The 6,772-nt window shown below is 66.4% G+C and carries 8 protein-coding genes and 1 pseudogene; 6 read left to right on the top strand and 3 right to left on the bottom strand.

The genetic code is table 11. The features are described from left to right. Nucleotides 1-110: pseudogene (locus AB4Z47_RS24805) on the top strand (IS982 family transposase); the annotation flags it as partial. A 26-nt stretch (nucleotides 111-136) separates the two neighbouring features. Here the strand turns inward: AB4Z47_RS24805 and AB4Z47_RS24800 are convergent. Next, nucleotides 137-589 carry a DUF1990 family protein gene (locus tag AB4Z47_RS24800; protein WP_441954041.1) on the bottom strand — a complete coding sequence of 151 codons (453 nt, stop codon included), beginning with the start codon at nucleotides 587-589 and terminating at the stop codon, nucleotides 137-139. Between AB4Z47_RS24800 and AB4Z47_RS24795 the strand changes: the two genes are divergently transcribed. After that, entirely contained in the window at nucleotides 590-1,657 is a 1,068-nt protein-coding gene (locus AB4Z47_RS24795; protein WP_441954039.1) for a zinc-binding dehydrogenase, read from the top strand. A gap of 200 nt (nucleotides 1,658-1,857) precedes the next feature. Here the strand turns inward: AB4Z47_RS24795 and AB4Z47_RS24790 are convergent, their stop codons facing one another. Together AB4Z47_RS24790 and AB4Z47_RS24785 are read right to left on the bottom strand one after the other, a co-directional pair. Beyond that, entirely contained in the window at nucleotides 1,858-2,349 is a 492-nt protein-coding gene (locus AB4Z47_RS24790; RefSeq protein ID WP_441954037.1) for a M23 family metallopeptidase, read from the bottom strand. Nucleotides 2,350-2,390: 41 nt separating this feature from the next. Next, nucleotides 2,391-2,870 carry a hypothetical protein gene (locus AB4Z47_RS24785; protein ID WP_441954035.1) on the bottom strand — a complete coding sequence of 160 codons (480 nt, stop codon included), beginning with the start codon at nucleotides 2,868-2,870 and terminating at the stop codon, nucleotides 2,391-2,393. Nucleotides 2,871-3,245: 375 nt separating this feature from the next. On the opposite strand from AB4Z47_RS24785, the gene rpsB reads away from it, so the two are divergent. The 4 genes from rpsB (at nucleotide 3,246) to frr (ending at nucleotide 6,529) form a co-directional block, all read left to right on the top strand. Beyond that, complete coding sequence (gene rpsB, locus AB4Z47_RS24780; protein WP_441954033.1) at nucleotides 3,246-4,088, top strand: 30S ribosomal protein S2; 843 nt, start codon at nucleotides 3,246-3,248, stop codon at nucleotides 4,086-4,088. Between the two features lie 97 nt (nucleotides 4,089-4,185). Next, nucleotides 4,186-5,010, top strand: a complete 825-nt coding sequence (gene tsf / locus AB4Z47_RS24775) for a translation elongation factor Ts (RefSeq protein ID WP_441954031.1) — start codon at nucleotides 4,186-4,188, stop codon at nucleotides 5,008-5,010. Between the two features lie 191 nt (nucleotides 5,011-5,201). Continuing rightward, a complete protein-coding gene (gene pyrH, locus AB4Z47_RS24770; RefSeq protein WP_327119906.1) occupies nucleotides 5,202-5,930 on the top strand; it encodes a UMP kinase in 729 nt (242 codons plus the stop codon). A gap of 41 nt (nucleotides 5,931-5,971) precedes the next feature. Beyond that, a complete protein-coding gene (gene frr, locus AB4Z47_RS24765) occupies nucleotides 5,972-6,529 on the top strand; it encodes a ribosome recycling factor (protein ID WP_441954029.1) in 558 nt (185 codons plus the stop codon). Nucleotides 6,530-6,772 lie beyond the last annotated feature (243 nt).

Here is a 6,772-nt window from a genome sequence, read left to right as displayed (position 1 = left end):
GTGTCTGCGTCCGCATCCTGCAACGCCTGCTTGCGCTCACCGCCGCGATCTGGCACAACGACACCACCAACGCACCGATCCACCGGTCACTGACCGCCTACGATCACTGACCAGCGGTGAGACCCACCGCTTGGAATCATTCATCTAGACGCGCGTACCAGGTCGCGTTGCGTGAAAACGCGGTGACCAGCCCGTACACCGTATCGTCGAGGGGGTCGTATTCGACGGCGAACAGTTCCTCGCCGGTCTCGGGATGCCCGGGCAATGTTCCGTACGCGAACCCACGCCGGTTCGGTTCGTCGAGCAGGTATACCACCCGGCAGGGGGCGGTGATCCCGAGCGGGCCGACACCCAGCCTTACGATCACGGTGCTGCCGGGTTCGGCGGTCGGGGTGTCGGCGTATTGAAAGAACCTGGTGCCCTTCTGCATTCGGTAGGCAAGGATCTCCGCGCCCGCCCGGTCGAACAGGGCTCGGCCACGGCCGATCGGGCGGCGCAGTCGAAACCGGTGATACCCCTCCGGCAGCACACCCCTGGTCGCGCCGACTTCCGGGTAGGTGAACGGCGGCTTGCCGGACGCATGCTTCATATGCCGATCTTCGCTGCGACGGCCGCGCATGGGAAGAGCGACCGCCCATCCTGTGAAGCGGAGAATCCTGCCGTACCCCAGCAGCCGGAATACGTGGTCCCGGGAATCCCGAGTGGCGTGCTGAGGTTGGCTGTCGGCATGCGTGGATTTATCACCGACCCGGCCGGGCGGGCCGGATTGCGGCTGACCGACGAACTACCTGAGCCGAATCCTGCCGCCGACGAAGCAGTCGTCGCGGTCCGGGCCTTCGCGATCAACCACGATGAGCGCAACCTCATAGCGCGCAGGCCCGACGGCTGGCGCCCTGGACAGGATGTGGCCGGGGTCGTCGTCCGCGCCGCCGCCAACGGCACCGGACCCGCGGTGCGTACGCGGGTGGTGTGCTACCTGGACTGGGAGGGTTGGGCCGAGCGGGTGCCGGTTCCGGTACACCGGATGGCCCCACTGCCTGACGCCGTCGGCTTCGAACAGGCCGCGAGCCTGCCCATCGCGGGCATGACCGCGTTGCGTGCGTTGCGGGTAGGCGGCGCGGTACTCGGCCGCCACGTACTTGTGACGGGCGCGACCGGCGGTGTCGGCCAGTTCGCGGTACAGCTCGCGCGCGCCGCCGGGGCCAGGGTCACCGCTCTGGTCAGCAAACCCTCCCGCGTCGAGCAAGCCCGTGCCCTCGGCGCGCATCGGGTAGTGACCTCGCTCACCGACGAATCCGGCGCGCCGTTCCACCTGGTGCTCGACGGTGTCGGCGGCCCTGTGCTCGCCGACGCTATCCGAGCCATTGCGCCAGGCGGACATCTCGCCTGGTATGGCAACCCCGGCCGCGACGGTGCCCACATCGCCCTCGCCGACTTCTACGCGCAAGGGTGGAACGCCCACATCGTGGGCTTGATCAGCCCTGCCCCCGAAGAAACCCTCGGCGAGGACCTAGGCATTCTGGTGCAGCTGGTCGCGGATGGTCTGCTACGCCCACACATCGGACTGACTCTGGACTGGACCGCGACCGCGGACGCCTTCGCCGCCCTGGCCGACCGCACCCTGCAGGGCAAAGCAGTGCTCACCATCCCGGCGTGAGCCGATTATTCGCCAGTGCTGCGCCTACCGCGCGACAGGTGGCGTTCGCCTGCTGGCCCGGTTGAACTGGAACCGGTGGACCGCCTTTCCGGTGTCTGGAGTGGACAGACCTACCGATCGAGTGGGCCGTAGACGCATTCCTGCAGCCGCCCACCGCGCGAGTTACAGGCAATGGTCTGCCGAATATTCGCGAGCAACCTTTACAGCCGAACCGGTTTGAGTCGTAGGGGCGTGAGGTGGATGAGGCCCAGCGGATCCAGGTATTCGCGCTTGCGGCGCCGGTCGCTCTCAGCGCGTGCGCCCCAGTGCAGGCACGTCATTGCGCATCCCGGATGTCCGGCCTCCAGCGATCCGATTCGGGTGCCGCGCGTGACCCGCGTGCCCACCTGCACCTCGGCCCGTACCGGCTCATAGGTAGTGCGCAGCCCGCCGGCGTGATCGATGGAAACGACCGGCTTGTCGGCCACCGTTCCCGCGAACACGATGATCCCGTCACCGGCGGCGAGCACCGCCTGTCCCTCGGCTCCGGTCAGATCGACCCCGCGATGCCCGGGCAGCCAGTCCTGCGCAGGTTTGTCGAAACGTCGCACTACCGCCGGGCGCGGTTGCAGCGGCCAGCCGAATCGCCCCTCGGGGGCTGCCTTCGCGATCGGCTCCGTGGTAATAGCCGCGATGAGGCCCACCCCCAGCATCGAGGAAAGGAGTCGGCGTGTCCGGACCCCGGTAACGGGAGTCATCCGAGCCTGAGCGGGATATCGGCCGCCGTGGGGACGGTTGCGGATGGTCTGAGACCGGCGGAATTCAGCGTGAGTGTTTCGGGGTGGTCGCCGTCGGCGAAGCGTTGGTCGGACTGTCGCAACGGCAGTGGCGCGCGCCGCAGCAGCTGGGTGAGCGGTGGCAGGCAGGCCGAACCAGTACACGCGCCGAGCGCGGTTTTCGGTTCGAACGGTCTGGGACCCGCGGAATTCAGCGTGAGTGTTTCGGAGCAGCCGACATCGCCGCGGCGCTGGTCGGACAGTCGAAGTGGCAACGGTGCGCGGCGCAGCAGCTCGGCGAGCGGCGGCACGCACACCGAACCCGTGCACACCCCGAGCACGGGTTCTGGCTGTGCGACAAGCGGCTCGGCGGCGGCCGGCGGCGCGGAGGCGACGCCGAGTACGAACAACAATGGGATGAGCAGTGTCGTCGCGGCGGAGATCGGCTTCGAGTTCATGCCTCCACCTTCGTTCGGCGACCGCGTCTCCGACACCCCGATGCACTGAATGTGGATAACATTCTCGCCTGTGAACATCCACTGTTCCAGCTGGTCAAAGGCTTCAGATCGGTCTGATTTAGGTCCAGGTGCCGAGAAGCCGTAGACTGGGTGAGCGGTTTGTGCCTGCACAGACCGACTTCGCGCGCCACCGTGCTTGTCACGGCGCTGTTCGAATCGAACTCAACACTTCTCGAGTTTGCGGCAGCGTGTTCGGAACAGGGAATCGCCGGCTGGTCCCCACCCTTGCGGTCGGGTCCGACGATTCGGTGGCGCCAGGGCAGCGGATCGCCGATTCGCTGCGTCAACCGGCAAGGAAAGAGAGATACGGGAGCTATGGCTGTCGTAACTATGAAGCAGCTGCTCGACAGCGGCGCGCACTTCGGACACCAGACGCGGCGCTGGAACCCGAAGATGAAGCGGTTCATCTTCACCGACCGTAACGGCATCTACATCATCGACCTGCAGCAGACGCTGACCTACATCGACAAAGCCTACGAGTTCGTCAAGGAGACCGTCGCCCACGGCGGCACCGTTCTCTTCGTCGGCACCAAGAAGCAGGCCCAGGAGTCGATCGCTGCCGAGGCGACTCGCGTCGGGATGCCCTATGTGAACCAGCGCTGGCTGGGTGGCATGCTCACCAACTTCTCCACCGTGCACAAGCGCCTGCAGCGCCTCAAGGAGCTCGAGGCCATGGAGCAGACCGGTGGCTTCGAGGGTCGCACCAAGAAGGAAATCCTCATGCTGACGCGTGAGATGAACAAGCTGGAGCGCACCCTCGGCGGTATCCGCGACATGCAGAAGGTGCCCTCGGCCATCTGGGTCGTAGACACCAACAAGGAGCACATCGCCGTCGGCGAGGCGCGCAAGTTGAACATCCCGGTCATCGCGATCCTGGACACCAACTGCGACCCCGACCTGGTGGACTACCCGATCCCGGGCAACGACGACGCGATCCGTTCCGCGGCCCTGCTGACCAAGGTCGTCGCCTCCGCGGTGGCCGAGGGCGTGCAGGCGCGTGCAGGCCTGTCCTCGGCCGACGCCAAGCCGGAAGCGGGCGCGGGCGAGCCGCTGGCCGAATGGGAGCAGGAGCTGCTCGCGCAGGCCGCTCCGGCCGCCGAAGCTGCCCCCGCCGAGACCCCGGCCGAGACCCCGGCCGAGACTCCGGCCGAGGCCTGAGGCTCGTAACCAGCTGTTTCAGCGGTGATCACGAGCGAGTGCCATCGTGATCACCGCTGCCCAGTACTCACACTTCTCCAAAGGAGGCTCGCCGAGAATGGCGAACTACACCGCTGCCGATGTGAAGCGGCTCCGGGAGCTGACCGGCTCCGGCATGATGGACTGCAAGAACGCGCTGGCCGAGACCGACGGTGACTTCGACAAAGCCGTCGAGCTGCTGCGTATCAAGGGCGCGAAGGACGTCGGCAAGCGTGCCGAGCGCACCACCGCCGAGGGCCTCGTCGTCGCCAAGGACGGCGTCATGGTCGAGATCAACTCCGAGACCGACTTCGTCGCGAAGAACGCGGAGTTTCAGCAGCTGGCCGAGCAGGTCGTGGCCGTGGCCGCGTCCGCAAAGCCCGCCGACCTGGAGTCGCTGAAGGCGCTGGACCTGGACGGCAAGACCGTTGACGAGGCCGTGCAGGCCCTGGCCGCGAAGATCGGCGAGAAGCTCGAGCTGCGCCGCGTGATTTCGCTGGACGGCCCGGTCGCCACCTACCTGCACAAGCGTGCTTCGGATCTGCCGCCCGCCGTCGGCGTCCTGGTCGAGTACACCGGTGAGGGCGACGCCGCGGCCGAGGCCGCTCGCGCCGCCGCCATGCAGGTCGCCGCACTCAAGGCCAAGTACGTGACCCGCGACGAGGTTCCGGCCGACATCGTGGAGAACGAGCGCCGCATCGCCGAGCAGACCGCTCGCGAGGAGGGCAAGCCCGAGGCTGCGCTGCCGAAGATCACCGAGGGCCGCGTCAACGGTTTCTTCAAGGACGTTGTGCTGCTCGAGCAGCCGTCGGTCACCGATTCGAAGAAGACAGTCAAGGCGCTGCTGGACGAGGCCGGTGTCACCGTGACCCGCTTCGCCCGCTTCGAGGTCGGCGCGAACTAGCTCCGCCACCCCCACAGCGGGCAGGCCCCCCGTCGACCGGACGAGCGCCGGTTGACGGGGGGCCTTCTGCTGCCGCCCGAACCGAATAAGGCAGGATAGGTGCCGCTCTGCGTTGCCTAGGCCACATGCGCCTGCCATGAACACAACTCGCCGGAAGAACGACAATCCACCGCCGAAGGAGACTCAGACCGATGACGGACCCGGGGACCGATCGCCCAGGATATCGCCGGGTGCTCCTCAAACTGGGTGGGGAGATGTTCGGCGGCGGCAAGGTCGGGCTCGACCCGGACGTCGTGCAGACGGTCGCCGAACAGATCGCCGAGGTGGTCGCCACCGGCGTCCAGGTGGCCGTGGTGATCGGCGGCGGGAACTTCTTTCGCGGCGCGGAGCTCGAGGAGCGCGGCATGGAGCGCGCTCGCTCGGACTACATGGGGATGCTCGGGACCGTGATGAACAGCCTTGCGCTGCAAGACTTTCTGCAGAAGCAGGGCATCGACACCCGAGTGCAGACCGCGATCACCATGGGGCAGGTCGCCGAGCCCTATCTCCCGCTGCGCGCCAAGCGGCACCTGGAGAAAGGGCGCGTGGTCATTTTCGGCGCGGGCATGGGCATGCCGTACTTCTCTACCGACACCACCGCCGCGCAGCGCGCCTTGGAGATCGGCGCGGACGTGGTCCTGATGGCCAAGGCGGTCGATGGCGTGTTCACCGCGGACCCGCGGGTCGATGAGACCGCGACGATGTACTCCGAGATCACCCACAAGGAGGTCATCGAGCGCGACCTCAAAGTCGCGGACGCGACCGCCTTCAGCCTGTGTATGGACAACCAGATGCCGATTCTGGTGTTCAATTTGTTGACCAAGGGCAATATCGCCCGCGCGGTCGCCGGTGCGAAGATCGGCACGTTGGTTCGGTCCTGACGCCGCTGACCGCGGATGACGACGCTGTGGAGGAAACGGTCGTGATTGAAGAAGCGCTCTTCGACGCCGAGGAGAAGATGGAGAAGGCCGTCTCGGTCGCGAAAGACGATCTTGGAATCATTCGCACGGGTCGGGCGAATCCGGGCATGTTCTCCCGGGTCGTCGTCGACTACTACGGGTCGCCGACCCCGATCACCCAGATGTCCAGCATCACGGTGCCGGAGCCGCGCATGGTCGTGATCAAGCCGTATGAGCAGGCCCAGCTGGGCGCGATCGAGACCGCGATCCGCAATTCGGATCTGGGTGTCAATCCCACCAACAACGGTGACATCATTCGGATCTCGGTGCCGCAGCTGACCGAGGAGCGCCGCCGAGAGCTGGCCAAGCAGGCCAGGGGCAAGGGGGAGGACGCCAAGGTGGCTATCCGCAATGTCCGCCGCAAGACGATGGACGAACTGTCGCGCATCCAGAAAGATGGCGAAGCGGGTGAGGACGAGGTCGGGCGTGCCGAAAAGGAGCTCGACAAGACCACCGCCAAGTATGTCGGTCAGATCGATGAACTGGTCAAGCACAAGGAAGCCGAACTGCTCGAGTTCTGAGGCCAGCGGCGGGGTGAGGGCAGGGCCCGGAGGCGGTAGCTTGCGTAACCACGAAGGGCAGGGGGAATGCCGCCAATTGAACACAGCGGTGTGAGCGCAGGGCCCGGAGGCGGTAGCTTGCGTAACCACGAAGGGCACGGGGGAATGCCGCCAATTGAACACAGCGGTGTGAGCGCAGGGCCCGGAGGCGGTAGCTTGCGTAACCACGAAGGGCACGGGGGAATGCCGCCAATTGAACACAGT

This window comes from Nocardia sp. 2TAF39 (assembly GCF_052114905.1).
GTDB lineage: Bacteria > Actinomycetota > Actinomycetes > Mycobacteriales > Mycobacteriaceae > Nocardia.
The sequence above is the reverse complement of the archived record's forward strand: the minus strand, read 5'-3'. Positions and strand labels throughout refer to the sequence as shown.

Excerpts from the sequence above, each read along its gene's own strand:
- AB4Z47_RS24800 (WP_441954041.1), bottom strand. The coding sequence starts at position 589 with ATGAAGCATGCGTCCGGCAAGCCGCCGTTCACCTACCCGGAAGTCGGC.
- AB4Z47_RS24795 (WP_441954039.1), top strand. The coding sequence starts at position 590 with ATGCCGATCTTCGCTGCGACGGCCGCGCATGGGAAGAGCGACCGCCCA.
- AB4Z47_RS24790 (WP_441954037.1), bottom strand. The coding sequence starts at position 2,349 with ATGCTGGGGGTGGGCCTCATCGCGGCTATTACCACGGAGCCGATCGCG.
- AB4Z47_RS24785 (WP_441954035.1), bottom strand. The coding sequence starts at position 2,870 with ATGAACTCGAAGCCGATCTCCGCCGCGACGACACTGCTCATCCCATTG.
- rpsB (WP_441954033.1), top strand. The coding sequence starts at position 3,246 with ATGGCTGTCGTAACTATGAAGCAGCTGCTCGACAGCGGCGCGCACTTC.
- tsf (WP_441954031.1), top strand. The coding sequence starts at position 4,186 with ATGGCGAACTACACCGCTGCCGATGTGAAGCGGCTCCGGGAGCTGACC.
- pyrH (WP_327119906.1), top strand. The coding sequence starts at position 5,202 with ATGACGGACCCGGGGACCGATCGCCCAGGATATCGCCGGGTGCTCCTC.